The 23,076-nt window shown below is 71.6% G+C and carries 17 protein-coding genes, 1 tRNA gene and 3 pseudogenes; 10 read left to right on the forward strand and 11 right to left on the reverse strand.

What is annotated here, in order from left to right; genetic code table 11:
- Positions 1-146 precede the first annotated feature (146 nt).
- Complete coding sequence (locus LRS14_RS12130) at positions 147-3,683, forward strand: patatin-like phospholipase family protein (protein ID WP_257799688.1); 3,537 nt, start codon at positions 147-149, stop codon at positions 3,681-3,683.
- 16 nt (positions 3,684-3,699) lie between these two features.
- Here the strand turns inward: LRS14_RS12130 and LRS14_RS12135 are convergent.
- Both LRS14_RS12135 and LRS14_RS12140 read right to left on the reverse strand, forming a co-directional pair.
- Positions 3,700-5,651: pseudogene (locus tag LRS14_RS12135) on the reverse strand (RecQ family ATP-dependent DNA helicase).
- A 37-nt stretch (positions 5,652-5,688) separates the two neighbouring features.
- Positions 5,689-7,038 (reverse strand): chloride channel protein, encoded by a 1,350-nt coding sequence (locus LRS14_RS12140; protein WP_257799689.1) that lies wholly within the window; start codon positions 7,036-7,038, stop codon positions 5,689-5,691.
- Positions 7,039-7,157: 119 nt separating this feature from the next.
- Between LRS14_RS12140 and ssb the strand changes: the two genes are divergently transcribed.
- Entirely contained in the window at positions 7,158-7,703 is a 546-nt protein-coding gene (ssb, locus tag LRS14_RS12145; protein ID WP_046113120.1) for a single-stranded DNA-binding protein, read from the forward strand.
- Positions 7,704-7,774: 71 nt separating this feature from the next.
- Here the strand turns inward: ssb and LRS14_RS12150 are convergent, their stop codons facing one another.
- The 3 genes from LRS14_RS12150 to LRS14_RS12160 form a co-directional block, all read right to left on the reverse strand.
- Positions 7,775-8,860 (reverse strand): DnaJ C-terminal domain-containing protein, encoded by a 1,086-nt coding sequence (locus LRS14_RS12150; protein WP_257799691.1) that lies wholly within the window; start codon positions 8,858-8,860, stop codon positions 7,775-7,777.
- A 58-nt stretch (positions 8,861-8,918) separates the two neighbouring features.
- Entirely contained in the window at positions 8,919-9,434 is a 516-nt protein-coding gene (locus tag LRS14_RS12155) for a pyridoxamine 5'-phosphate oxidase family protein (protein WP_046113118.1), read from the reverse strand.
- A 122-nt stretch (positions 9,435-9,556) separates the two neighbouring features.
- The gene (locus tag LRS14_RS12160; RefSeq protein ID WP_046113117.1) at positions 9,557-10,120 is read right to left on the reverse strand and encodes a cytochrome c5 family protein; all 564 of its coding nucleotides are present in this window, start codon (positions 10,118-10,120) and stop codon (positions 9,557-9,559) included.
- Between the two features lie 149 nt (positions 10,121-10,269).
- Between LRS14_RS12160 and LRS14_RS12165 the strand changes: the two genes are divergently transcribed.
- Positions 10,270-10,345: transfer RNA gene (locus LRS14_RS12165), tRNA-Arg, on the forward strand.
- Positions 10,346-10,470: 125 nt separating this feature from the next.
- A complete protein-coding gene (locus LRS14_RS12170) occupies positions 10,471-11,433 on the forward strand; it encodes a septal ring lytic transglycosylase RlpA family protein (protein ID WP_257799692.1) in 963 nt (320 codons plus the stop codon).
- A 23-nt stretch (positions 11,434-11,456) separates the two neighbouring features.
- Here LRS14_RS12170 and LRS14_RS12175 read toward each other — a convergent pair whose 3' ends face one another.
- Positions 11,457-12,257 carry an SDR family oxidoreductase gene (locus tag LRS14_RS12175; protein ID WP_257799693.1) on the reverse strand — a complete coding sequence of 267 codons (801 nt, stop codon included), beginning with the start codon at positions 12,255-12,257 and terminating at the stop codon, positions 11,457-11,459.
- Between the two features lie 72 nt (positions 12,258-12,329).
- Between LRS14_RS12175 and LRS14_RS12180 the strand changes: the two genes are divergently transcribed.
- Entirely contained in the window at positions 12,330-14,267 is a 1,938-nt protein-coding gene (locus LRS14_RS12180; protein ID WP_257799694.1) for a PhoX family phosphatase, read from the forward strand.
- Positions 14,268-14,350: 83 nt separating this feature from the next.
- A pseudogene (locus LRS14_RS12185) lies at positions 14,351-14,977 on the forward strand (YecA family protein); the annotation flags it as partial.
- A gap of 13 nt (positions 14,978-14,990) precedes the next feature.
- On the opposite strand, the gene LRS14_RS12190 reads toward LRS14_RS12185, so the two are convergent.
- A complete protein-coding gene (locus LRS14_RS12190; RefSeq protein ID WP_257799696.1) occupies positions 14,991-16,256 on the reverse strand; it encodes an Hsp70 family protein in 1,266 nt (421 codons plus the stop codon).
- 118 nt (positions 16,257-16,374) lie between these two features.
- Positions 16,375-16,923 (reverse strand): annotated as a pseudogene (locus LRS14_RS12195) (LysE/ArgO family amino acid transporter); the annotation flags it as partial.
- Between the two features lie 76 nt (positions 16,924-16,999).
- Between LRS14_RS12195 and LRS14_RS12200 the strand changes: the two are divergent.
- Positions 17,000-17,917 carry an ArgP/LysG family DNA-binding transcriptional regulator gene (locus LRS14_RS12200; protein ID WP_257799697.1) on the forward strand — a complete coding sequence of 306 codons (918 nt, stop codon included), beginning with the start codon at positions 17,000-17,002 and terminating at the stop codon, positions 17,915-17,917.
- A gap of 201 nt (positions 17,918-18,118) precedes the next feature.
- The gene (locus LRS14_RS12205; protein ID WP_257799698.1) at positions 18,119-18,328 is read left to right on the forward strand and encodes a hypothetical protein; all 210 of its coding nucleotides are present in this window, start codon (positions 18,119-18,121) and stop codon (positions 18,326-18,328) included.
- A 17-nt stretch (positions 18,329-18,345) separates the two neighbouring features.
- Here the strand turns inward: LRS14_RS12205 and LRS14_RS12210 are convergent, their stop codons facing one another.
- The 3 genes from LRS14_RS12210 to LRS14_RS12220 all read right to left on the reverse strand — a co-directional run bounded on the left by LRS14_RS12210 (position 18,346) and on the right by LRS14_RS12220 (position 20,426).
- Positions 18,346-19,128, reverse strand: a complete 783-nt coding sequence (locus LRS14_RS12210) for a metallophosphoesterase (protein ID WP_257799699.1) — start codon at positions 19,126-19,128, stop codon at positions 18,346-18,348.
- Positions 19,129-19,143: 15 nt separating this feature from the next.
- On the reverse strand, positions 19,144-19,860 hold the full coding sequence (locus LRS14_RS12215) for a UPF0149 family protein (RefSeq protein ID WP_046113108.1): 717 nt from the start codon (positions 19,858-19,860) through the stop codon (positions 19,144-19,146).
- An 83-nt stretch (positions 19,861-19,943) separates the two neighbouring features.
- A complete protein-coding gene (locus LRS14_RS12220) occupies positions 19,944-20,426 on the reverse strand; it encodes an FxDxF family PEP-CTERM protein (RefSeq protein WP_052736291.1) in 483 nt (160 codons plus the stop codon).
- A 324-nt stretch (positions 20,427-20,750) separates the two neighbouring features.
- Here LRS14_RS12220 and LRS14_RS12225 point away from each other — a divergent pair, with 324 nt between their 5' ends.
- Complete coding sequence (locus LRS14_RS12225) at positions 20,751-22,046, forward strand: nucleotide sugar dehydrogenase (protein ID WP_257799700.1); 1,296 nt, start codon at positions 20,751-20,753, stop codon at positions 22,044-22,046.
- Entirely contained in the window at positions 22,043-23,074 is a 1,032-nt protein-coding gene (locus LRS14_RS12230) for an SDR family oxidoreductase (RefSeq protein WP_257799701.1), read from the forward strand. The genes LRS14_RS12225 and LRS14_RS12230 overlap by 4 nt, the downstream gene beginning before the upstream one ends.
- Positions 23,075-23,076 lie beyond the last annotated feature (2 nt).

A 23,076-nucleotide genomic window follows, 5' to 3' on the forward strand; every position in this document is an offset into this window, starting at 1 on the left:
CCCCATGCACCACGCTTGCGTGGCCGGCGCACGCCGGCCTAGAGTCGGGCGCAGTCGAGCAAACCGTGGACCCGAAAGCCCCCACTTCCCCATGCCCGCAGGGCCGCGCTCCCGCGGACTCCTGGCAACGTGCGGAACGGGCCGCAGTGCTGCGGCGCCGCCGGCGCGCCGGGCTCAAGGAGGAGGTGGCCGCCAGCGGCGCCCCGCGGCCCAACGCCCGCCTGCGCGAGCTGCCCACCGTCGGCCTGGCGCTGTCGGGCGGCGGCGTGCGCAGCGCCACCTACGGGCTGGGGCTGATCCGCGGACTGGCGCAGCGTGGACTGCTGCCGCGCTTCGATTACCTCTCCACCGTCTCCGGCGGCGGCTACGTGGGCGCCATGCTGGGCCGGCTGGTGCTGGCGCTGGGCGTGCGGCAGGCCCAGGCGATGCTGGCCGCGCGCCGCTCACCGCTGCTGGACTGGATGCGCCGCAATGGCCGCTACCTCACGCCCGCGGGCACGCACGACGTGGGCGTGGCCGCCGTGACCTACCTGCGCGCCTTCGTGGCCATCCACGGCGAGTTGATGATGGCCGCGCTGCTGTTCGGCCTGCTGGTGGTGGCACCGCACCTGTGGCAGATGAGCACCGACACGCTGGACCCCAACGCCTGGCAGGCCTGGGGCAGCCTGTGGCTGCCGCTGGCCACGGCCTGGATGTGCGCCACCCTGCCCGGCCTGGCCTGTGGCTACTGGGTGGCGCGCGAGGGCCCCGATCCCACGCGCCGCCACACCACCCATGCGCTGCATGAGCAGCTGATGGCCGCGGCGCTGGTGGCCTGCGCGCTGCTGCTGCCGTGGCTGGCCTGGCGGCTGCGGCTGCTGAGCCCGCTGGCCGAAGGCCGCATCGGGCTGCCGCTGGTGCTGCTGTCGGTCGCCTCGGTGGCAGCCGGCGTGGCCACCACGCTGGTGGTGCTGGCCCGCAGCCCGGTCAGCCGCGGACTGGCCAGTGCGCGCCTGCGCCGCCGCACCACCGAGGTGACGCGCCAGGCCCTGCTGATCGCGGCACTGGCCGTGTTCATGGGCCTGCTGGACCTGGTGAGCTGGCGGCTACTCAAGCTGGCCCTGTCGGACCGCGACTGGCTGTGGGGCGGTGTCGGCCTGGGCGGCTTCGCGGCCCTGGTGCTGCGGGCGCTGGCGCAGCCGTTGCAGCAGATGGTGCAGCAGGCGAGCGCCTCGCTGGGCACCTGGACCCCGCGGCTGCTGAATGCCGCCGGCGTGGCGGTGCTGGCGATCGTGCTGTGCTTCTGGCTCAGCACGGTGCAGTGGCTGGTGTTCACGCCGGCGCCGCTGGGCTGGCTGGATGCGGTGCCGCCGGTGTGGCGCGCCGGTGGCATCGCCGCCTGGTGCGGCCTGTGGTGGCTGACCACTGCGCACAACGGCGGCATGGCCAACGCCTCGTCGCTGCACGGCTTCTACCGGGCGCGGCTCACGCGGGCCTACCTGTCGGTGGGCAACCCCAACCGGCCGGTGCTGCAGCCGCAGCTGGACGGGGCGCATGCGGACGTGACGCAGGTGGTCTCGCGCGACGACGCCGACCTGCGCGACTACCACCCCGAGCGCGCCGGAGGCCCCGTCCACCTGATCAACACCTGCCTGAACCAGACGCGCGACGACCTGAGCGGCCTGTTCAACGCCGACCGCAAGGGCACGGTGCTGACGGTGCGGCCGGACGGCGTGGAGATCGGCCCGCGCGAGCGGGTGTGCTTCACCCGCGCCAGCGAGGTGGGCACGCTGGGCAAGTGGATCGCCATCTCCGGCGCGGCCGCGGCGCCCGGCGCGGGGGCCTACACCTCGCGCGGCTGGGCGCTGCTGCTGTTCCTGGTGGGCGTGCGGCTGGGCCACTGGGTGCGCGAGCCGGCGCCGCCGCAGGCGCCGCGGCCTGCCTGGTGCGACGCCCTGTGGCGGCTGGCCGCCAAGCCGCTGATGCTCTGGTCGGAGGCCACGGCCACCTACCGCGGCCGGTCACGGCCGTGGTGGTACCTCTCGGATGGCGGGCACTTCGACAACACCGGCGTGTATGCGCTGCTGCGCCGGGAGGTGGACTTCATCGTGCTGGTGGATGCCAGCTGCGACGCCCGCTACGAATTCCTGGACCTGGAGAACCTGGTGCGCAAGGCCCGCATCGACTTCGGCGCCGAGATCGAGTTCTATCCGCATGAGGAAGCCACCCGCCGCTTCGGCGTGGGCGACGGCGGCCTGACGGTGCTGTCGCCCCAGGACATGGCCGACAGCCAGAGCGCGCGCGGCGTGCTGCTCGGCCGCATCCGCTACCTGCGGCCGGCGGGCTGCGCGGCCGGCACGCCCGAGCACCACGGCACGCTGCTGGTGATCAAGCCCAACCTGCATGCCGCGCTGGACGTGGACGTGCTGGCCTATGCCCAGCGGCACGGGCGCTTTCCGCATGAATCCACCGGCGACCAGTCCTTCGACGAGGCGCAATGGGAGAGCTACCACCGCCTGGGCGAGGACGCCGGCGCCGCGCTGCAGCCCGCCTGGCTGGAACGGCTGCCCGGCTGGCTGGAGCGGTCCAGCGATGCGGTGGAGCATCCCGCGCGGCTGCGCCAGCCTGGCCGCGCCAGCCCCGACAGCACGCCGCAGCCTGAGCCGGCCTGGCGACGCGCCGCCAAGAACAGCGCCATCGGCACCACGCTGGGCCTGGGTGCGTCGGGCACGCTGCTGCTGTCGCTGTGGCAGGTGAGCGACCAGCTGCGCCAGAACGAGAACGCGCAGCGCGCCGAGGTGCGCACGCTGTTCACCGAGGTGTCGCGTGCACTGTCCGCGGTGGACATGAGCTGCCCCAAGGTGCCCGCGCATGTCACGCAGCAGGTGACGATGCTGCAGGACCTGGTGCAGAACCCTGCGGTGCGCGAGGCCGACCGCGTGGGCGTGCAGCGGCTGCTGGAAGTGACGCATGAGCAATGCCGCACCGCGGAGATCACGCCGTCGGAGCCGTGCATGGCCGCCATGCGCAACACGCAGGACACGCTGTGCGCCGCGCTCGGCACGTTGCCCAACCGCGACGCGCTGAGCTACTGGCATCCCTTCGAGGTGCCGCCAGCCCGCCTGCTCAACTGGCCGCGGCTGGTGGCCCTGGTGCAGGACCGCTGGCGGGCCGGCGGTGCGCCGCCGGCGCCGGTGGGCACACCGGCGCCGGCGCCGTACCCACCCGCCACCGGCGTGCCGCCGCCCACCGCACCGGTGCCCACGCCCGAGGAGACGGCTGCCGCGGCGCTGCAGGCGGCCTGCCGCGCCAACGGCGTGCAGCCGCTGCGCGTCTACACCCAGGTGTACGACGAGGCCTCGCGCAGCGAAGCCACCGGCCTGCGGTGGGCGCTGCAGCAGGCCGGCGGCGAGGTGCTTCAACTCGCGCCGATCGAGAACGTGACCCGCAGCGCCTCCCTGCGCCAGCAGCGGCGGCCGGTGCCATGGCCGCAGCCCACGCTGGTGGTGCACCAGCGCAGCGACCTCGATTGCGCCCGCCTGCTGGCCGAGCATGTGCGCCAGCACTGGGGTCCCGGCAACGGCGGTGAGGTGTGGGTGCGCGAGCTGCCTTCCAGCCTGCGCACCAGCAGCGGCAGCCAGCGGGTGATCGAGCTGTGGCTGCCGCCCAGCAGCGCCAGCGACCGCGGCGCCACCGTGCGCTGAGCCGCACCGACCGCGTTCAGCGGCCCAGCACGCCCAGGATCTCGGTGCCGTAGGCCTCCAGCTTGCGCGCGCCCACGCCGCTGATCTCGCCCAGCTCCGCCAGGTCGGCCGGCATGCGCCGCGCCATCTCGGCCAGCGTGGCGTCGTGGAACACGACGTAGGCCGGCAGGTTGTGCTCGCGGGCCACCTCGCCGCGCCAGGCTTTCAGCGCGGCGAAGCGCTGCTGGGCTTCGGCGTCCAGGTCGGCCGCCGCGGCCGGCACCTTGCCGTCACCGCCGCGTACCGCCCGCTTGCGCACGCCGCGGGTGGCTTCGCGCGGCATGCGCAGCACGATGGGGACCTCGCCCTTGAGCACCGCGCGGCTGCTGGGCATCAGGCCCAGCGTGTTGTATTCGCCCTCGGTGGCCACATGGCCCAGTGCCACCAGCTGGCGCAGCACGCCGCGCCACTGCGCGTCGCTCAGGTCGGCGCCGATGCCGAAGGTGCTGAGCTTGTCGTGCCCGTACTGGGCCACCTTGTCGGTGCGCTTGCCGCGCAGCACGTCGATCAGCTGGCCGGCGCCGAAGCGCGTGGGCCCGAAGCCGCCGCCGTGCTGCGAGAAGCGGTAGATGCAGCTCAGCGCCTTGCGGGCCGCTTCAGTCGCGTCCCAGGTGTCGGGCGGGTTGAGGCAGTTGTCGCAATTCCCGCACCGGACCCCCACGCTCCCTTCGGTCGCTGCCCCCCAGGGGGCTCACCGCGGACCGGGCGACCCGGATCCGCGGTGGCCGCGTAGGTTTCGCCGAAGTACGACAGCAGCCGCACGCGCCGGCAGTCGTGCGATTCGGCCAGCGCCAGCAGCGCTTCGAGCTTGCCGCGCTGCACCTGCTTGAACTCTTCGCCGGCCGGGCTCTCGTCGATCATGCGGCGCTGGTTCACCACGTCGGCCAGGCCGTAGGTCATCCAGGCTTCGGCCGGCTCGCCGTCGCGGCCGGCGCGGCCGGTCTCCTGGTAGTAGCTCTCGATGTTCTTGGGCAGGTCGAGGTGGGCCACGAAGCGCACGTCGGGCTTGTCGATGCCCATGCCGAAGGCGATCGTGGCCACCATCACGATGGCGTCCTCGCGCAGGAAGCGGTCCTGGTGCTTCTGCCGCACCGAGGCGTCCAGCCCTGCGTGGTACGGCAGCGCGGTGATGCCCTCGTCGGCCAGCCACACCGCGGTTTCCTCCACCTTCTTGCGGGTGCCGCAGTACACGATGCCCGATTCGCCCTCGTGCTCGTCGCGCACCAGGCGCAGCAGCTGCGCGCGCGGGTTGTCCTTCTCGACGATGGTGTAGCGGATGTTCGGCCGGTCGAAGCTGGCCACGAAGATGCGCGCGTCGTCCAGCGCGAGCCGCTGCACGATGTCGGCGCGGGTGATGTCGTCGGCGGTGGCGGTGAGGGCCACCCGCGGCACGGCCGGAAAGCGCTCGTGCAGCTGCGACAGGCCGAGGTACTCGGCGCGGAAGTCGTGGCCCCACTGGCTCACGCAATGCGCTTCGTCGATGGCAAAGAGGCTCAGCAGCCCGCGCTCGTTCAATGAATCGAGCATCGCCAGGAAACGCGGCGTCAACAGCCGCTCGGGCGCCGCATACAGCATCACCAGCCGGCCGCTGCGCAGCTCGCGCTCGACGTTCTGCGTCTCGTCGCTGGTCAGCGTGCTGTTGAGGAAGGCGGCATGCACGCCGGCCTCTTCCAGCGCGCCCACCTGGTCGTGCATCAGCGCGATCAGCGGGCTGACGACCACCGCCACGCCACGGCCGGCGCGGTGCCGCACGATGGCCGGCACCTGGTAGCACAGGCTCTTGCCGCCGCCGGTGGGCATCAGCACCAGGGCGTCGCCGCCGGCGGTGACGTGCTCGACGATGTCGCCCTGCATGCCGCGGAATGCGGTGTAGCCGAACACCTCGTTGAGGACGTGGAGCGGTGACGCGGCGGAATCAGCTGGGTTCATGGGAAGCCGGCATGTTAACGAGGGCGGCCACGGGCCTTCAGGCGGCACGGCTGCCCGGCTCGCCGGCACGCGGCCGCATCAGCTCGGCGAGTTCCATGTACATCGGCTTGCAGATCAGCCGCGAAAGCCCGCTGGACACGAAGGCCGTCAGCATCAGGCTGAGCACCATCGCGTGGCCGGACACCATCTCCATCACCAGGATGAAGGCCGTGAGCGGACCTTGCGTGGCCGCCGCCAGGAAGCCGACCATGCCCAGCGCGATCAGCGGTATGGCGTGTTCCGGAGCCAGCCCGAACAGCTGCGCCACGTCGCGGCCGATGCCCGCCCCCACCGACAGCGAAGGCGCAAACACGCCGGCGGGCACGCCCGTCCATGACGACAGCCAGGTGGCGATGAACTTCAGCAGCGTGTAGAGCGCGGGCGTGTCGGCCTGGCCCTCGAGCATCGCGCGGGTGGGCGCATAACCGGCGCCGGCCGTCGTGCCGTCGCATACCAAGCCGATCACGGCCACGCCCAATGCGCAAGCCGCCCCGAAGCGCACGGGGTACTGCGCGCGCCAGCGCGAGTACCAGCGATCGCCCGGTGCCAGCGAATTGACCAGCAGCAGCGAGAACACGCCGCCGGCCAGCCCCGCCACCACCGCCACCACCAGCCCGGGACCGATCAGCTCCAGCGGCACGCTCTGCACCCGCAGTTCACCGAAGTACGTGAGGTTGCCGAACACCGACACCGCCACCAGGCCGGACAGCACGATGCACACGATCACCAGCGCGCTCTGCGCCGCATGGTGCCGGCGCGAGAGCTTCTCCAGCGCGAACATCACCCCGCCCAGCGGCGTGTTGAAGGCCGCGGCGATGCCGGCCGCCGCACCCGCCACCATCAGGTCGTGGCCATCGATGCGGGCCGCCGGCGACAACCAGCGCCGCACCGACAGCATCACGCCGGCACCGATCTGCACCGTGGGCCCTTCGCGGCCGGCCGAGAGCCCGGCCAGCATCGCGCCGCCCAGCAACGCCGCCTTCTTGATGGCCAGCGGCAGCGACACCAGCGCACGCCGGCGCTCCGGCGCCAGGCTGTCGTCCAGCGCCACCATCACCTGCGGGATGCCCGAGCCGGCAGCCCCCGGCGCATGGCGCCGCGTGAGCCACACCAGCAGGGCGGTGAGCACCGGCGTCCACAGCAGCATCAGCCACGGACCCAGCGGGCCGGAGCCGCGCATCTGCTCGTGCAGGTGGCTGGCGGCCTCGCACAGCAGCGTGACGCCCACCACCGCCGCACCGGTGGTGACGGCGGCCGCCAGCACGATGGCACGGTCCAGCCACGCCCGGCCGGCCTTCATCTCGCGGCGCAGGTTGCGCCAGAAATCGGGGGTGTCGTCGCTGTGCATGGCGGGGACCTTAGCAGCCGCCGCGCCCGACCCATGCGGCACAATCGATCGCTCCCGGCCAGCCACCGCGCCGCGGCCGAACCCCCTTTTCCGTACCCACCCGACGCACAGGAGCGACCATGGCCTCCGTCAACAAAGTCATCATCATCGGCAACCTCGGGCGCGATCCCGAGATGCGTTCGTTCCCCGACGGCGGCTCGATCTGCAACATCACCGTGGCCACCACGCGCCGCTGGAAGGCACGCGACTCCAATGAGTTCCAGGAGGAAACCGAGTGGCACCGCGTGGTGTTCCGCGACCGCCTGGCCGAGATCGCCGGCGAGTACCTGCGCAAGGGCCGCCCCGTGTACGTGGAAGGCCGCCTGAAGACCCGCAAGTGGCAGGACAAGGAAGGCCGCGACAACTACACCACCGAGATCGTGGCCGAGCAGATGCAGCTGCTGGGTGGCCGTGAAGGTGCCGGCGGCGGCGATGAGGACGCAGGCGGCGGCGGTGGTGGCTACCGCAGCCGCGGTGCGGCCGGCGGTGGTGGGGGTGCCGGCGGCGGCTACGGCGAAGAGCCGCGCGAGCGCCCCGCGCGCTCGGCCGCGCCCGCGCCGCGCCCGGCTCCGGCGCCGAAGTCGAACACCGGCTTCGACGACATGGACGACGACATTCCGTTCTAGGGCACACCTGCGAGCCCGGCCTGCGCCGGCCCCGCAGCCTCAGCCCGCGCGCCCGCCGGCCGCGGGCTTTTTCATGCGCGGCTGGTGCGGCGCCGCGCAGCCTTGGGCGGCGGGTCCGCCGGTGCATCGGCGGCCGCGCGGGCGCGCAGCCGCCGCTGCCAGTCGGCCAGCGGACCGGTGGACGCGCTGGCGGTGGTGGCGATCAGGCGGTCCAGCAGGATCTGCTGGTCGGTGGACAGCGGTTGCGGAAAGATCGGCATCACCGTGACCACCAGGTCGGCCCGCGCGCCACGCCGGCTGGCCGGAAAGCCCTGGCCACGCAGGCGGTACACACATTCGCCATGGCGCAGCGCCAACGGCTGCGTGCCTTCCAGCGTGGGCACGTCCACGCTGCGGCCGCCCAGCCAGCTGAAGCCGTCCACCGGCATCTCGCAGCGCACGGTGCCGTCGTCGTCCAGCGTGAAGAATGCATGCGGCTGCAGCTCGATGTGCAGATCCACGCCGCCCTCGGGTGAAGCCTCGGCGCGCCCGGCCGGCACGCCCAGCAGGTCGCCGTCCCGCACGCCGGGCGGGATGCGCACCTTCAGTTCATACCTGCGGGGCGGCAGCTTGCCGCTGCCCTCGCACGGCGGGCAGCGTTCGCGCGCACGGCCATCGCCGCCGCAGTCCTCGCAAGTCGCGGTGGTGGCCAGCCAGCCGTACCAGGCGCGCTGGCGCACTTCCCCGCGGCCCTCGCAGCTGGCACAGGCACCGCCGGGCCAGCGCAGGCCCTGGCCGTCGCAGGCCGTGCAGCCCTGCGCCACCTGGCCGCGCAGCACGCGCAGGCAGCCCAGCGCGGCTTCTTCCAGCGTGAGCTTGATGCGCCGGCTGAGCGGACGCGCAGCCTCGCCAGCGGGTGCCTTGCGGGCAGGCGGTGGGCTCGGCGCGGCCGCGGGCGCGGCTGGCTCGGCAGGCCGCACCGGGGCGGCGGCGGCGCCGGCCCCGCGCAGCAGCTCGAAGGCCTGGTTGATGCGCTGCATCTTCTCCACGGCGGCACGGCTGGCATTGCGGTCCGGGTGCCAGCGCGAGACGAGCTTGCGCCATGCGGCCTTGATCTCCGCCTCGCTCGCGCCGGGCCGCAGGCCCAGCTCCTCCAATGCTGCTGTCTCGGTGCTCATCCCGGCCCCCTGGAGCCGGGATGCTAAGCGAGCGCCGTGCCGGCGCCCGGCATGGCGCTCAGTCCATGCGCACGCTGCCGTGCTCGCCCATGCCGGTGGGCGGGTGGCCGGTGACGGCGGCCTTGGCCATCTTGAACAGCTGCGTGAGCTTGTTCTCCTTCACGTCCCAGTAGTCGGCATGGACGATGTCCACGCGCACCAGGGCCAGATCGGGGTCGTTCGGGCCGCCGGGGAACCAGGCTTCGGCCATCTTGTTCCACAGCTGCTCCACACGGGCGCGGTCGTCCACCACGCGGGCCTTGCCGGAGACGGAGACGTACGAATCCTTGTCCGTGTCCGCATAGGCCACGTTCACGTTCATGTCGCTGGTCATCTCGCTGACCGGATCGCTCTTGCGCGACATGAAGAACCACAGCGTGTGGTCCTCGTTGATCGACTTGTTCTGCGTCGTCATCGGACGCGAATGCAGGTGACCGTTGGTGTCGTGCGTGGTGAACATCGCGAAGCGGATGTCCTTGATCAGCGACCACAGGTGATCGCGTTCCTCGGCCGGGGTTTCGTGTGACGTGGACATGTGCACTCCTTGTTGAGCAAAGTCAGTGCAGCCCGTTCGGCAAACCCCGTTCCTGCAGCGGTCGCCCAGCAAAAAGGCCAGTCGCGTGGACTGGCCTTTTCAGCGGGGGCGCTTGGCGCGCTTCAGTTGGAAGCGGCGGAGGCCGGCGCGTCCGCGGCGGCAGCCATCACCGGCTCCTTCAGGTTGCCGCCGGATTTGTTGGTCATGTAGACCACGGCGCGGCCGATCTCGAAGTCGGTGAAGTCGCCGCCGCCCTGCGGGCCCATGTTGCCCTTGCCCTTGAGGGCAGAGGTCAGCAGGGCTTCATAGCCGGTCTGGATGCGGGCGGCCCAGGCGCCGTTGTCGCCCAGCTTGGGCGCGCCGGCGGCGCCGCTCGAGTGGCAGGCCGCGCACTGCGCGTTGAACACCTGCTCGCCGGTCTTCATCGCGCCGGGGTCGGTGAGGTCCTTGATCTCGACGGTGCCCACCGGCTGGATGCGGCGGGCCACCGCTTCCTCGGCCAGGATGTCGGTGCCCGCACCGGGCTTGTTGAAGCCCGTCACATAGGTCACCAGCAGCACGATGGCCACGATGGGAATCACGAACGAGAAGAACACCGCAACGACCAGTTGCTTGGGCGTCTTGATGGGCCCTTCGTGGGGCATGTCGTGCGGGTCGTTGATGACGGGCTTGTGTGCGTCGCTCATTCAGTCCTCGGTAGCGGCAGCGGGTCGAGTGCGTGCCGGGCACGCAAAACCTGAAGATTATAGAGGGTGCCGCGCACAGCCTCTTTGCATGGCCTGGCCGCACGGAGCGGGGGTGTCCTGCAAAGTCGTGGCTACAATCCCCCCTCTTTGCGCCCGTAGCTCAGTGGATAGAGTATTGGCCTCCGAAGCCAAGGGTCGCTGGTTCGATCCCAGCCGGGCGCGCCACCTGCACCGTTTGCAGGCGGCCCCCACCGCGCAAATGTCAGACTGCTGACGCGCCCTCCCGCTTGATGCCGCATGCCCCGCCCAACCGGCTAGGGCCTGCATGGCTTTTCGCGACAATGTTCCAGATGCAGCGTGAACGCCCTCACAGCCACCCGCTTGCGCTGGCCCTGGCCGCTTCGCTGATCGTCGCCGGCTGCGCCAGCGGCCCACGCGCACCGGCCGAAGACACCGAGCGCGACGGCCCCGGCGACCTGCCGCCCGCGCAGCTGATGGACGTGCCCGACGCCGAACCGCGGGTCGAGATGATCCGCACCGGCGGGCCCAACAAGCCCTATGCGGTGTTCGGCCGCGCGTACGTGCCGGTGACCACCGACCAGCCCTTCGTGCAGCGTGGCCTGGCCTCCTGGTACGGCCGCAAGTTCCACGGTCGGCCCACGGCGAGCGGCGAGCTCTACAACATGTACTCGATGACGGCCGCGCACCCCACGCTGCCCATCCCAAGCTTTGCGCGGGTGCGCAACCCGGCCAACGGCCGCGAAGTCATCGTGCGGGTGAACGACCGCGGCCCGTTCCACGGCGCCCGCGCCATCGACCTGAGCTACACCGCCGCGCTGAAGCTGGGCCTGCTGCGCGGCGTGGCGCCGGTGCACATCGAGCGGCTGACGCACGACGAGATCCGCGATGGCAGCTGGCGCGCCACGCCGACACCGGGCGCCGGTACCTCGGTGGCGAGCGTCGCACCGCCAGTTGCCCCGCCGCCCGCTGCAGAAGCAACGCCTGCGGCAGCCGAACCAGCCGCCGCGCAGGCCCTGCCCATCACCCAGGAAACCGCGCGTGCGCGCGTGCCCGGCGCGGTGGGCTTCTGGGTGCAGCTGGGCGCCTTCAAGGCACATGACGGCGCCGTGGCCCTGCAGCAGCAGGTGATGCGGCAGCTGGAGGCGCTCACGCCGCTGCTGGCCATCTTCAACGAGGACGCGGTGCACCGGCTGCAGGCCGGCCCCTATGCCACGCGGGAAGACGCCGCCCAGGCCGCGCAGCGCCTGCGCAGCCTGTTCCAGCTGGCACCCATCATCGTGCAGCGCCGCTGAACACGCCGCCCGGCGGCTTTTTGCTAGCGGCCGCCGGCCACGTCCAGCATGGCGCCGGTGGTGTAGCTGGCGTCGTCGGACAGCAGCCAGGCGATGGCCGCGGCCACTTCATCGGGCCGGCCGGGGCGCTGCATCGGGATCAGCGCCGACGAGGTGTGGGCACGGTCGGGCCAGCCGCCGGAGGCATGGATGTCGGTGTCGACGATGCCTGGCCGCACGCCATTGACGCGAATGCCTTCCAGCGCCAGCTCGCGCGCCAGGCCCACGGTGAAGGTGTCGATGGCGCCCTTGCTGGCCGCGTAGTCCACGTACCAGCCGGGCGCGCCCAGCACCGCGGCCTTGCTGGAGAGGTTGACGATGGCCCCGCCGCGGCCGCCGCCAGCCGCGCGCGCCTGCGGGCTGGCGTGCAGCGTGCTCATGCGCCGCACCGCCTCGCGTGCGCAGACGAAGCTGCCCACCACGTTGGTGTTGAAGATGCGCTGCAGGCGCTGCACCGTCATGTCGGCCACGCGCTGGTTCTCGGCCACCACGCCGGCGTTGTTCACCAGCGCGCCGATGGGGCCCAGCGTGCGGTCGATGGTGTCGAACATGGCCAGCACCTCGGCCTCGTCGGCCACGTCGGCCTGCACCGCCAGCGCCTGGCGGCCCAGCGCCCGCACCTGCGCGCACACCGCCTCGGCGGCCTGCGCATCGCGTGCGTAGTTCACCGCCACGTCCCAGCCTTGCTGGGCACAGCGCAGCGCGGTGGCCGCGCCGATGCCCCGGCTGCCGCCGGTGACCAGCACCCGCCGGGGTGCGCCGGTTGATTCGATCGGCGTGTTCATGCCCGGATGATGTCATGTGGCGGCAGCCGGATACTCCGGCGACAACCCACCCGTGCCCTGAGGAGGAGACACATGCCCAAGGACTTCACCGAGATGGAGAACAGCAACCGTTCGGCCAACCCCAGCATCCACGAGGTCTCGGATCCCGCACGGCGCCTCTGGCTGCGCGGCACCGCCGGCGCGGCGGTGGCCGCGGTGTTCGGCCCCTCGCTCGCCGGCCTGGCCGGCTGCGCCGCCACCGGCCCGTCCGGCTTGGCCGCCAGCGGACCGCGCCTGGGCTTCCAGTCGGTGCCGCCCTCGCGGGCCGACGCCATCGTGGTGCCGCCCGGCTACGTGGCCGCGGTGCTGGCGCCGTGGGGCGAGCCCATCGGCGTGCCGGGCCGCATGCCGCCGTGGCGCAGCGACGCCAGCCACAGTGCCGACGACCAGGCGGTGCAGATGGGCATGCACCACGACGGCCTGCACTTCTTTCCCATCGAAGGCTCGTCCACCCGCGGCCTGCTGGTGATGAACCACGAGTACACCGACGAGGGCCTGCTGCACGGCCCCGGCAAGGCGGACAGCCCGGAAGGCGTGCGCAAGTCGCAGGCGGCGCACGGCGTGTCGGTGATCGAGGTGGCGCTGCGCAACGGCCAGTGGGACATGGTGCGCCCCAGCCCGCTGGCCCGGCGCTTCACCGCCTACAGCCCATTCCGCGTGGAAGGGCCGGCTGCCGGCCATGCGCTGATGCGCACCGCGTTCGATCCGGAGGGCCGCACCGTGCTGGGCACGCTGAACAACTGCGCCAGCGGCCGCACGCCCTGGGGCACCTACCTGTCGGGCGAGGAGAACTTCGCCTTCTATTTCAGTGGCGGCGACAACACCACCAAGGACCAGGCCCGCTGGGGCCTGCCCAGGAAGGCCTTCTACGCCTGGCCCAACCACGACGCCCGCTTCGACGCCACGCGCCATCCCAACGAGTTCCACCGCTTCGGCTGGGTGGTGGAGATCGACCCGATGGACCCCACCAGCACACCGGTCAAGCGCACCGCGCTGGGCCGCGCGGCGCATGAAGGCGCCTGGGTGGCCGTCACGAAGGACGGCCGCGCCGTGGTGTATTCCGGCGAGGACGCCCGCTTCGAATACATCTACAAGTTCGTCAGCCGTGACCGCATCGCCCCGGCCGGCAACGGCCTCACCGCGGCCCAGGCCAACCGCGAGCTGCTGGACCACGGCACGCTGTACGTGGCCCGCTTCGATGCCGACGGCACCGGCCGCTGGCTGCCGCTGGTGCACGGCCAGGGACCGCTGACCGCGGCCAACGGCTTCGCCGACCAGGGCGAGGTGGTGATCCGAACGCGGCAGGCCAGCGACCTGCTGGGTGCCACCAAGATGGACCGGCCGGAATGGATCGCCATCGACCACCACTCGCGCTGGGTGTACTGCACGCTGACCAACAACACCCAGCGCGGCCAGCCCGACAAGCCGGGCCCCGACGCCGCCAACCCGCGCGCCAACAACGCGATGGGCCAGATCATCCGCTGGCAGGAGGACGGCGACTTCGACGGCGCCACCATGCGCTGGAACCACCTGCTGCTGGCCGGCGACCCCGGCAACACCCGGCCCGATGCCCGCGGCAACGTGCAGGGCGACTTCTTCGGCTGCCCCGACGGCCTGGCCTTCGACAGCCGCGGCGTGCTGTGGATCCAGACCGACGCCCATGCCACGCAGATGAACAAGGGCGAGTTCGAGCGCATCGGCAACAACCAGATGCTGGCCTGCGACGTGGCCACCGGCGAGGTGCGGCGCTTCCTCACCGGGCCGGTGAATTGCGAGATCACCGGCGTGGCGCTGACGCCCGACCAGTCCACGATGTTCATCAACGTGCAGCATCCGGGCGAGACGCCGTCGGACATCAGCCGTGCCGATGCGCCGCAGCTGTATTCCAGCTGGCCGGACAAGGCGCACGGCCGGCCACGCTCGGCCACCGTGGTGATACGCCGCCAGGACGGCGGCGCCATCGGCACCTGAGCCGGGCCGGCCCCGCGCCGTCACGCGACAATCGGCCATGACGTCCGCCCCCCCTCACCGACGCTGAATTCGCCGAACTCGACGGCCTGCTGGCCACGCTGCCCGAGCCGCTGGAGCCGATGGAGGCCAGTTCGCTCGACGGCTACCTGGTCGGCGTGCTGCTGCAGCCACGGCCGGTGCCGCCCGCGCGCTGGCTGCCCTTCGTGCACGATGTGGACGGCCGCCCCGCGCCGCCCGGCGTGCCGATGGAGCGGCTGCATGCGCTGGTGCTGCGCCGCCATGCGGAGCTGAACGGCCTCATCGACCAGCGCCAGTGGTTCGACCCCTGGATCTTCGAGCTGGACGAGGACGCCTCGCCCTCGGAAGCCGTCATGCCCTGGGTGGCGGGCTTCGCCACCGCGATGGCGCTGTTCCCGGCGCTGATGGACCTGCCCGATCCCGCCACGCTGGAGCCGCTGGCCACGCTGTTTGCGCACCTGGACCCCGACGACCTGGAAGACGCCGACGAGCTGCTGGCCGAGATCGAGACGCTGGAGCCGCCGGCGGACATGACGGAAGCGGTGGACGGCCTGGTGCGCAGCTCGCTGCAACTGGCCGACGTCTCGCGGCCGAAGGCGCCGGCCCGCGCCGCCAAGCGCCCCGGCGCGCGGCCCCGGCCCGGCGGCGGCCGGCCCGGCCCGCTGCGCGGCAGCGGCAAGCCCCGGCGTTGAGGTCGCGGGCGGCTCAGCCGCCCCAGAGCCGCCGGGCGTGCTCGCCCAGGCCTTGCGCCACGCTGGCGAAGCGGTCGCCCTTGACCCGCTGGGCCTTCGGAAACTCCGCGGCGATGCGGTCGGCCAGCGGCGTCAGCCCGGTGGAGCCGCCGGTGAAATACAGCACGTCCACCTGCCCCGGCGACACGCCGGCCAGCGCAGCAGTGTGCACGCCGGCATCGACGATGCGCTGCAGGTCGGCGTCCAGCGCACGCATGGCGGTGGCCTCGTCCAGCAGCGCATGCAGGCCGGGCTCGATGTCGTCCAGCGCCACCGGTGCCGCGCCGCCATCGGCCACCGCGATCTTGGCCTGCTCGGCCTGCGCGGCCAGCGCATGGCCCAGGCGCAGCGTCACGGCGCGCATCAGGCGCTCGTGCTGGCGACCATCGGCATAGAAGTCGCGCATGCGGCGCAGCTCGGCCACCCGGCCGGGCGCGTACACGGTGTTGATCAGGTGCCAGGTGGCCAGGTCGAAGTACACCTTGTTGGGCACCTCGCGCCCGCCCGGGCCCAGGCCGCGGTAGCCCAGCAGCGGCAGGATGGCGGCCAGCTCGATGTGGCGGTCGAAGTCGGTGCCCGCGATGTGCACGCCGTGGTTGGCCAGCACATCGTCATGGCGCTGCAGGCGCTCGCGACGGCCGGGGCCCACCCGCACCAGCGAGAAGTCCGAGGTGCCGCCGCCGATGTCGGCCACCAGCACCAGGTGCTCCCGCTCGGCGGTGCGCTCGAAGTCGAAGGCGGCGGCGATCGGCTCCAGCTGGAAGCTCACGTCCGCGAAGCCCACGCTGCGCGCGGCGCGCTCCAGCGAGTCCTGCGCCTGCGCGTCGCGCTCGGCATCGCCATCGACGAAGGCCACCGGCCGGCCCAGCACCACCCGGTCCAGCGGTACGTCGGCGCTGCGCTCGGCCAGCGTCTTCAGGTGCCGCAGGTAGTGCCCGATCACGTGCAGGTACCGCACCGCCTTGCCGCCGCCCACGTCGGTGTGCTGGTCCACCAGCGTGGAGCCCAGGATGCTCTTCATCGAGCGCATCAGCCGGCCGTCCAGCCCGTCGATGTAGGAAGCCAGCGCCAGGCGGCCATAGCTGCGCTCGGGCTCTGCGGCATGGGCCTCGTCCACCGCGTAGAACACCGCCGTGGGCATCGTGCGATGGCCGGGCTCCACCTCCACCAGGCCGGCGCCGGGCAGCGCGATGGCGGAATTGGACGTGCCGAAGTCGATGGCGCAGCCGGCTGGCTTCATGACGGGGAACCCTTCGGAAAAAGGGGCGGGATTCTAGTGCCCCCGTGTCAAAGCCCCCGGTGGCCAGGGCCGCCGCCATGCCGAACATCACCAGCGCCACCAGCCCGTCCACCACCCGCCAGGTGGCCGGGCGCGCCAGCCACGGCGCCAGCGCCGCGGCGCCGTAGCCCAATGAAACGAACCACAGGACGGAAGCCAGCCCGGCACCGGCCGCGAACGGCCAGCGTGCCTCGGCCGGCTGCTGCGCGGCCACCGCGCCCAGCAGCACCAGCGTGTCCAGGTACACATGCGGATTGAGCCAGGTGAGCGCCGCCGCGGTGCCCAGCGTGGCGGCCAGCCCGCCCAGCTCGGCACCCGCCTGCAGGGCCTGCTGGCCCGGGCGCAGCGCACGCTGCATGGCCCGCAGGCCGCACCAGGCCAGGAAGGCGGCGCCGGCCCAGCGCAGCAGCTCCATGAGCAACGGTGAGCGCGCGAGCGCAGCTCCCACGCCGAACACGCCGGCACTGGTCAAGGCCAGGTCGGACAGGGCGCAAAACAGCACCACCGGACCCACGTGCCGCCGCAGCAGGCCCTGGCGCAGCACCAGTGCGTTCTGCGCGCCAATGGCGACGATGAGGCTGCCCATGAGGGCAAAGCCGTTGGTGAACACGGGTAAGGCATCGGACATGCCGCGATGGTCGCCCACGCTGGCCACAAATGAATGTGAGCTGAAAATCGATCATGCAGATTCAGCGGAGCTTCATGTGGACACCACCTTCGATCCCACCGGGCTGGCGTGCCTGGTCGCGCTGTCCGACACCGGCAGCTTTGCCGCCGCCGCGCAGCGGCTGGCGCTGACGCCGTCGGCTGTGTCCCAGCGCATGCGCGCGCTGGAGGCGCAGTGGGGCCAGCCGCTGGTGGTGCGCACGCGGCCGCTGGACTTCACGCCTTCGGGCAGCGTGCTGCTGCGGCTGGCCCGACAGTGGCAGAGCCTGGCGGCGGAGGCGACGCGGCAGCTAGGAGCGGCCTCGGCGCATGGCGAGCGGGTGCCCATCGGCGTGAACGCCGACAGCCTGGCCACCTGGGTGCTGCCGGCGCTGGATGCCCTGATGCGCGAAGGCGTGCAGGTCGGCTTCGGCATCGACCTGCGCGTCGACGACCAGGACTTCACCCACGAAGCACTGCGCGCCGGCACGGTGCTGGGCTGCGTGAGCAGCCTGGCCGAACCGCTGCATGGCTGCGGCATGCAGCGGCTGGGCGTGATGCCTTACCTGGCCGTGGCCAGCCCGGCGTTGCTGCGGGAGCTGCCGGCCGCAGGCCTGCGGGCCGCCGACCTGGCGCGCCTGCCCATGCTGGTGTTCGACCGCAAGGACGGCATGGCCCGCGCCTGGGCGCAGCAGGCCTTCGGCCTGCCCGACCTGCGGCTGCGCGAGCGGCATGTGCCCTCGTCCGAGGCCTACGTGGAGGCGGCCTGCCGCGGCTGGGGCATCGGCGTGGCGCCGCAGCTGCAGGTGGCGGCCGCGCTGGCCGATGGACGCCTGCAGCCGGTCCTGCCTTCGGTGACGGTGCCGGTGACGCTCTACTGGCACCAGTGGCTGCTGGACGGCGTGGCCGACCGGGGCCTGCTCGGCCGCATCGGTGCAGCGCTGCAGCAACATGCAGCACAGGTGCTGGAGGCCTGAGCGACGCGGGTCGCACGCCTGACACATGCGGCTGAAAGCATGACGGCACGTGATCTCCAGCGGCATTGTGGATTTGGCACCACAGCCCACCACCACGCTTGCGGGGGATGTGACGTGTGCCGCGACAGGTTCGGGATGCCCGGCTGGCCGGCAATCGGTTCACATCGACACTGGATTGACACCACACCCGAGGCCGCCGCCATGAATGCCCCGACCGCCCGCTCGCTTCTGTTCCGCCGTTCGAAGAGCGCACCGGCGCCGCGGCCGCTGGACCCGGCCGACATGGGGGCCGAGTACGGCCTCAACCTGCGCATGGAACGCCAGGCCGAGGAGGCGCTGCAGGCGCCGCCGATCCCGGCCCGCTCGGGCAGCGGCATCGGCTGGATGGCCATGCTGCGTCGCCGCGCCTGAGCGCGCGGCGCGTTGGTTCAGCCGAAGACCTCGATCAGCTTCAGCGGGTCGAAGCCTTCCGGCTCGTTCTTCGCGGCCAGGCCGCGCGCCTGACACACCACCCGGGACAGGCCACCGCCGGGGCGAGGCACGGTGTAGTCGTGGCGGCAATGCAGGTGGCCATGCAGCCACAGCTCGGCCTGGGTGATCAGGTCGTCGTCCGCATTGCAGAAGCTGGCGGTGCCGTTCTGGCTGCCATAGCGCGGATCGGCGCTGCTCAGGCTGGGCGCGAAATGCGTCACCACCACGGTGGCCTCCCAGCGGCCGTCGGCCGGCTCGGCCAGTGCGTCGGCCAGCCAGGCGCGACAGGCCAACGCCTCCTCCCGCACTGCGGCGGCATCGAAGGGTTGGCCGCCTTTCGTGGCCTGCATCACCCGCTGGAAGTAGTTGCCGGCGCGTTGCGCTGCGGCGCGGCGTGAAGGACCGAACAGGTCGAAATCGCACCAGCGCACCGTGCCCAGGAAGCGCACGCGCCGGCCCTGCGCGTCGGTGCGCACGGTGGCATCGCGCTCCAGCAGGGTGATGCCCAAGCCCGCGCAGCGCTGGCGCAGCGCGGGCAACGCCTCGGTCAGCTCCCGCCGGTCGAACTCATGGTTGCCGGCCACGCACAGCACCGGCACCGGCCAGTGCGCAAAGCGCTCCAGCGCCTGCCAGCGGCTGTCCAGGTCGCCGGCCAGCACCAGCAGGTCCGCGCCCGGCGCGGGCTGGGGGTCGAACTCCTCGGATTCCAGGTGCAGGTCGGACAGCAGCTGCAGTCGCATCGAGGCGGCGCTCCGTCAGCCGCGCCCGTGGCACTGCTTGAACTTCTTGCCGCTGCCGCAGGGGCACGGGTCGTTGCGGCCCACCTTGGGTTCGTCGCGGCGGATGGTGTCCACCTTGAAACGTGATTCGCTGGTCTGGTCCCACAGGTCGTACACCGCATGCACCAGGTCTTCGATGCCGTCGTCCAGCGTGGCCAGCGGATGCTCGCGGTCCAGCGTGGCGACGATCTCGCGGTCCTCGTCCGTTTCGGCCGGCAGGTGGCGGTACAGGCGCGCCAGCGCCAGTTGCACGCCGTCGTCTTCCAGCTCCAGCAGCCCGGGAAACGATTCCTGCGCCCAGTGGAAGCCGGCCACCCAGGGCATCAGCGCACGCGAGGCCTCGGACTGCACGGGGTCGTATTCGCTGACCGGGGCCGAACGCTCCAGGTCCACCACCAGCGGGTCGAACCAGCCGTCTTCCACCAGCGCGGCGGTGAGCGCGGCATGGCGGCGCTCGATCAGCGTGCGGCAGCGGGCGAGCCAGGCCGGGTCGGTGCCTTCGGGCAGCTGGCCGGTCTCCAGGTCGAAGATGGGTGGCAGCCACTCCTCGATGGCGACGAGCCTCGGCTGCACCAGGATGCCGCAGAGGTAGCCGTCGAGCATGATCGCGTCGAGCGGCTGGGCCGGCTCGGGCGTCTGGGTGAGCAAGGTGTCCAGCTCGTCGAGCTCGGCGTCGGTCAGGTCGAGTTTCATGCGCGGATTGTCGCCGCAGGCCCCATGCAGAAAGGGCGGTGCAAGCACCGCCCTCTTCAGGCTGAGGCCGAGAAGGCCGAGCTTCAGGCCGACTTGCGACGGCGTGCGATGAAGGCCACGGCGCCCAGGCCGGCCAGCATCAGCGCGTAGGTCTCGGGTTCCGGCACGGGGGTGACGGCGGCGTTCAGCAGGTAGCTGCCGCCCGACTTGCCGCTGACGGTGCCCGAGACGACGAAGGAGTAGTCACCTGCGCCCAGCGACGGGGCGGCGATGAAGTCGGTGGCGCCGGTCAGCGCGAAGCTGTCCAGCACGGTGTTGCCCTTGTAGAAGGTCAGCGAGCCGCCACTGATGCCGAAGCTGCCGAAGATGTTGGCCACGGCGCCCACTTCCACGTCGCTCACGCCGGTCAGCGAGAACGAGATGGTGTCGGTGAAGGTCATGCCCTGCAGCGCGTAGTACTGCGGCAGGTTGAGCGGCGTGCTGGTGTTCCAGGTGTAGTCGACGGCGTGAGCCGAGGCACCCGCCAGCGCGAGGACGGAGGCGATGACGATCGCGGAACGCTTCATGAATACTCCCTTGAGGAATTGGTCTTGCGTGCAGATAGCACACCTGGGGCAAGTGTCACCAAAGCGCCCCGAAGATCAGATCCCCCGTTCGAGGGAGCACGCTCACCCATCTTAGATGGGCCCTGCGTGAATTGCACCGCAGGCCGTCGGGCAGGCACCCTAAAGCCGGCGCGCCTGTTGCATTGCAGCATCAGCGAGCAGAAATTAACGCCGGCGGCCGATCACGGCAGGCCTTGTGCGCTGGCTGGGACGGCAAAGCAACGCTGGCCTGCGGCACGCCCTCGGATAATGCGGCTCCCTTGGCTCGGCTCCGGTAGTTAACAGATGGCGCACGCTCTTCCCTCCACCATCGCCGTGATCGGCCTTGGCTACGTCGGCCTGCCCCTGGCGGTGAAGTTCGGCGAGCGGCAACGCACGATCGGGCTGGACCTGTCGCAGGAGAAGGTGGCGGCCTACCGCCAGCACGTGGACCCCACCGGCGAGGTGTCGGGCGACGACCTGCGCGCCGCGGTGCACCTGCACTGCACCACCGATCCCGCCGCCATCGCCGAGGCCGACGTCATCATCGTGGCCGTGCCCACGCCGGTGGACGAGGCCCGCCGGCCCGACTTCACGCCGCTGATCAAGAGCTCGGAGAGCGTGGGCCGCCACATGAAGCGCGGTGCCATCGTGGTGTACGAATCGACCGTCTACCCCGGCGCCACCGAGGAGGTGTGCGTGCCCATCCTGGAGCGGCTGTCGGGCCTGAAGTGGAAGACCGACTTCTTCGTCGGCTACAGCCCCGAGCGCATCAACCCCGGCGACAAGGAGCGCACGCTCACCAAGATCACCAAGGTGGTGTCGGGCGACACGCCCGAGACGCTGGCCACCGTGAGCCAGGTGTACGGCAGCATCATCACCGCCGGCGTGTACGAGGCCAGCAGCATCAAGGTGGCCGAGGCGGCGAAGGTGATCGAGAACACCCAGCGCGACCTGAACATCGCGCTGATGAACGAGCTGTCGATCATCTTCCACATGATCGGCATCGACACCCTGGAGGTGCTCAAGGCCGCGGGCACCAAGTGGAACTTCCTGCCCTTCCGCCCCGGGCTGGTGGGCGGGCACTGCATCGGCGTCGACCCGTACTACCTGACCCACAAGGCCGAAATGCTGGGCTACCGGCCGGAGGTGATCCTGGCCGGGCGCCGCATCAATGACAGCATGGGCAAGTACATCGCCGAGCAGACGGTCAAGCAGATGATCGCGGCCGACCTGCCGGTCAAGGGCGCCGACGTCGTGGTGCTGGGCCTCACCTTCAAGGAAAACTGCCCCGACCTGCGCAACAGCAAGGTGATCGACGTCATCCGCGAGCTGCAGAGCTTCGGCGTGAAGGTGCATGTGCACGACCCCATCGCCTCGGCGGAGGAGGCGCAGCACGAATACGGCGTGACGCCGGTGCCCTGGAACCAGCTGCCGCCGGCGCATGCGGTGGTGGCGGCGGTGGCGCACCGGCAGTACCTGGACATGGATGCCAAGGCGCTGTGTGAGCGCCTGCATCCGGGCGGCCTGATGGTGGACGTCAAGGCCTGCTTCGACGAAGCGGCCCTGCGCGCCGAAGGCATGCGGGTGTGGCGCCTGTGAGCGCCTACCTTGCGCTGCAGGCCGAGCTGCAGGCCGCCCCGCGCACCTGGCTGGTGACCGGCGCGGCGGGCTTCATCGGCAGCCACCTGGTGGAGACGCTGCTGTCGCTGGACCAGACGGTGGTGGGCCTGGACAACTTCGCCACCGGCCACCGCCACAACCTGGTGGCCGCCACCGCAGGCCAGACGGCCGCGCGCCAGGCGCGTTGGCGCTTCATCGAAGGCGACATCCGCGATGCCGCCACCTGCCGCAGCGCCTGCGAGGGCGTGCAGCATGTGCTGCATCAGGCGGCGCTGGGCTCGGTGCCGCGCTCGCTGGCCGACCCGATCACCACCAACGCGGCCAACATCGACGGCTTCCTGAACATGCTGGTGGCCGCGCGCGACGCCGGCGTGCAGCGCTTCGTCTATGCGGCCAGCAGCTCCACCTACGGCGACCACCCGGGCCTGCCCAAGGTGGAGGACCGCATCGGCAAGCCGCTGTCGCCCTATGCCGTCACCAAGTACGTGAACGAGCTGTATGCCGAGGTGTTCGGCCGCTGCTACGGCACGGCGTCCATCGGGCTGCGCTACTTCAACGTCTTCGGCCCGCGGCAGGACCCCAACGGCGCCTATGCCGCGGTGATTCCGAAGTGGGCGGCGCAGATGCTGCGCGGCGAGGCCATCCGCATCAACGGCGACGGCGAGACCAGCCGCGACTTCTGCTACATCGCCAACACCGTCCAGGCCAACCTGCTGGCCGCCACGGTGCAGGCGCCCGAGGCGCTGAACCAGGTCTACAACGTGGCGGTGGGCGACCAGACCTCGCTCAACCAGCTGTATGCCGAGCTGGCCTCCGCGCTGGCGGCGCAACGCCCCGGCCTGCAGGTGGCGCCGGCGGTGTACGGCGACTTCCGCGCCGGCGACGTGCGCCACTCGCGCGCCGACATCGGCAAGGCCGCCACGCTGCTGGGCTACGCGCCCACGCACCGCTTTGGCGAAGGGCTGCAGGAAGCGGCCCACTGGTACGCGGCGCAGACGCCGGCCTGACG

This window comes from Aquincola sp. J276 (assembly GCF_024700035.1).
Lineage (GTDB): Bacteria > Pseudomonadota > Gammaproteobacteria > Burkholderiales > Burkholderiaceae_C > Aquincola > Aquincola tertiaricarbonis.

Bases quoted from the DNA above. Each gene is read 5' to 3' on its own strand.
- LRS14_RS12140 (WP_257799689.1), bottom strand. From the start codon at position 7,038: ATGCACAGCGACGACACCCCCGATTTCTGGCGCAACCTGCGCCGCGAG.
- ssb (WP_046113120.1), top strand. From the start codon at position 7,158: ATGGCCTCCGTCAACAAAGTCATCATCATCGGCAACCTCGGGCGCGAT.
- LRS14_RS12150 (WP_257799691.1), bottom strand. From the start codon at position 8,860: ATGAGCACCGAGACAGCAGCATTGGAGGAGCTGGGCCTGCGGCCCGGC.
- LRS14_RS12155 (WP_046113118.1), bottom strand. From the start codon at position 9,434: ATGTCCACGTCACACGAAACCCCGGCCGAGGAACGCGATCACCTGTGG.
- LRS14_RS12160 (WP_046113117.1), bottom strand. From the start codon at position 10,120: ATGAGCGACGCACACAAGCCCGTCATCAACGACCCGCACGACATGCCC.
- LRS14_RS12170 (WP_257799692.1), top strand. From the start codon at position 10,471: ATGCAGCGTGAACGCCCTCACAGCCACCCGCTTGCGCTGGCCCTGGCC.
- LRS14_RS12175 (WP_257799693.1), bottom strand. From the start codon at position 12,257: ATGAACACGCCGATCGAATCAACCGGCGCACCCCGGCGGGTGCTGGTC.
- LRS14_RS12180 (WP_257799694.1), top strand. From the start codon at position 12,330: ATGCCCAAGGACTTCACCGAGATGGAGAACAGCAACCGTTCGGCCAAC.
- LRS14_RS12190 (WP_257799696.1), bottom strand. From the start codon at position 16,256: ATGAAGCCAGCCGGCTGCGCCATCGACTTCGGCACGTCCAATTCCGCC.
- LRS14_RS12205 (WP_257799698.1), top strand. From the start codon at position 18,119: ATGAATGCCCCGACCGCCCGCTCGCTTCTGTTCCGCCGTTCGAAGAGC.
- LRS14_RS12210 (WP_257799699.1), bottom strand. From the start codon at position 19,128: ATGCGACTGCAGCTGCTGTCCGACCTGCACCTGGAATCCGAGGAGTTC.
- LRS14_RS12215 (WP_046113108.1), bottom strand. From the start codon at position 19,860: ATGAAACTCGACCTGACCGACGCCGAGCTCGACGAGCTGGACACCTTG.
- LRS14_RS12220 (WP_052736291.1), bottom strand. From the start codon at position 20,426: ATGAAGCGTTCCGCGATCGTCATCGCCTCCGTCCTCGCGCTGGCGGGT.
- LRS14_RS12225 (WP_257799700.1), top strand. From the start codon at position 20,751: ATGGCGCACGCTCTTCCCTCCACCATCGCCGTGATCGGCCTTGGCTAC.